Here is a 2,356-nt window from a genome sequence, read left to right as displayed (position 1 = left end):
TCTTCCAAAAAAAAAGAGGCTTAATTGCCTCTTTTTCTATTTAAAAACCATTTGGTTAGATAAAGTATGGCGACTTTAAGTATTGAACCATAAGAACTATAAAGTAATGATTTGTATGAACCTAGAAAACCTGATAAGATGTGACGGGGCTCCAGACATTCTTTGGTTTTTTCAATGCTCAAAATCAATTTGTGATAATTGATTTCTTTTTCAAGTTTTAATATTTCCATGTGTCTTTCAATTTCTGCGAAGGATGAGTATTTTTTGGTTTCCATAATTATTAGTCATTAAAAAATATTTCTGAAAATTTCTCCAATATTGTTCCTTCAATTAATTTGTCCTTAATCGCAAACAAAAAGCATGTTACAAATAAGTAGATCCCGCCAACAATTAGAAATCCCAAAGCTTCACTGTTAAGTAATTTACCAATAAAAAAAGCTCCGGCAATCGAAAAAAACAATAAAACCATGCTAAAACACAATACAATTAAAAAAAACTTTAATAAAGTGCTCGTCGATTTCATTGCAACTTTAAAACCTTTCAGTTTGTAGTAAGCAATATTACTCTCTATATAATCCTGGGTATGATCCTGAATACTTTTCGCGTTTTCTTTTAGTTCTTCAAAAGCCATTTGTCATCGTTTTTTTAGGATACCAATTAATTTTGGAATCTGGTGCTTTCGTCCCTCACACTTTCTTTTTGAAGTTTTGCGGTTTTTTCTTTCAACTCGGCAAGCTTTGTTTCTAAAAAGGAAATCATGTCTTCCGTTTTATGGCTCATATTAGAAACCATTCCGTCGTAAGATTCTTCCAAATCGAATTTAGTATTAGTAAATTTATTTTTCAATTCTTTTGAAACGTTTTCGAATTTATACATTAAATCCTCTTTTGCGTCATCAAAACTATTTTTTAATTTTTCGCGGGTTGCAGAGCCTTTATCCGGCGCAAATAAAATTCCAATTCCTGCTCCGATTGCGGCTCCTGTTAAAAAAGCCATAAATGAATTTCCTGTGCTGTTTGACATGGTTTTTAAAGTTTAAATTATTAATAATATTTTAAAGTTACACCTTTTACTAAAAGTTCGTTAATAAAAGAACATCATTTCGTTTAAAGTCAATATACGGCGATATGTTGCACTGCTTTTTTAAAAACATAAAAGGATTCCTAAAAAAATTAAAAGCGTTTTAAAACTAACCTGTGAAAGCCGTTTATTATTGTTAAATCTGATGCAAACTAAATTCTTAATAAGAAATACTAATAATCAGAAAAAGCGTCGAATTAAACAAATTACCTTATAAAATTACATCTTATTCAATAATTCCAAAACCCTATCATTCTTCTCAACATTTTTCAATTCTGAAAGCTTCACTTTAAAATCCTTTAAATTATCCAAATCTTGTTTTAAGTTTTGAAGGGCCGTATATCTAACCAAAGGCAATTGACTTTTTAACGACATACCATATAATTTCATTAAAGATTCCACTTCAATATCTTTTGCCTGCACTTTATCTGAATAATGCAAAATCAAATTAGCGAACAATAAAGCGTTATTATCATTCTTGACATTCTTGACAATTGTCTGATTTATCAAACTAAAATTGTCAATGCTTTTTATATTATCAACGATACTTTTTAAAATCAAATCTGCAGCATTCTCATCCTTCTCTTTCACATATTTATTGATTTCCTTTTGAGTTGCCATCAATAAATTCTCTTCTTTTTTGCCTTTTTCTTCCCAGGCATCCTTTAACCCAACCGTCTTATTGAATACTAATTTCGCGGCGTTTGAGTCCTTATCAACATTGAAATAACCCAAACGCTGAAACTGGAACTTCTCTCCCGGTTTTACATCTTTTAAACTTGGTTCAACAAAACCCTTAACAATCTGCAAAGAATTCGCATTCATAAAGTCCAAAAAGTTCTTCTCCTTATGCGTATCCGGAGCTTCGTCAATAAACAAGCGGTCATACAAACGTACTTCAACTTCTAAAGCCTGCGGAATAGATACCCAGTGCAACGTCCCGGCAACCTTGCGCTGACTGGCTTCGCTCCCACTCCCGCTTCGGCTGTCTTCATCATAAGTAACATGAATTTCTACAATATTTCCTTCAGAATCCTTAACAACGCTTTCTCCTTTTATAATGTATGCATTCTTCAAACGCACTTCTTTTCCTAAAGACAATCGGAAAAACTTATTGCTCGCTTCTTCCAAAAAGTCCTCTCTTTCAATATACAATTCCCTTGAAAAAGGTACTTCTCTGAAACCCGCACTTTCATCTTCCTGGTTATTTTCGGCCTCAAGCCATTCAATTTTTCCTTCCGGATAATTAGTAATAACCAGTTTCACCGGGTCTAAA

3 protein-coding genes and 1 pseudogene are annotated in these 2,356 nt (G+C 32.4%); all 4 read right to left on the bottom strand.

Annotated features, from left to right (window positions below):
* Positions 1-20: 20 nt before the first annotated feature.
* Entirely contained in the window at positions 21-275 is a 255-nt protein-coding gene (locus Q0Q99_RS07270; protein ID WP_293893622.1) for a DUF6327 family protein, read from the bottom strand.
* 5 nt (positions 276-280) lie between these two features.
* Entirely contained in the window at positions 281-631 is a 351-nt protein-coding gene (locus Q0Q99_RS07265) for a competence protein (protein ID WP_293893619.1), read from the bottom strand.
* Between the two features lie 26 nt (positions 632-657).
* Positions 658-1,023 carry a YtxH domain-containing protein gene (locus tag Q0Q99_RS07260; RefSeq protein ID WP_293893616.1) on the bottom strand — a complete coding sequence of 122 codons (366 nt, stop codon included), beginning with the start codon at positions 1,021-1,023 and terminating at the stop codon, positions 658-660.
* Positions 1,024-1,299: 276 nt separating this feature from the next.
* Positions 1,300-2,356: pseudogene (locus Q0Q99_RS07255) on the bottom strand (glutamine--tRNA ligase); the annotation flags it as partial.

Origin of the sequence: Flavobacterium sp. (genome assembly GCF_025352425.1) — a bacterium.
In the GTDB taxonomy this organism is placed as follows: domain Bacteria; phylum Bacteroidota; class Bacteroidia; order Flavobacteriales; family Flavobacteriaceae; genus Flavobacterium.
The sequence above is the reverse complement of the archived record's forward strand: the minus strand, read 5'-3'. Positions and strand labels throughout refer to the sequence as shown.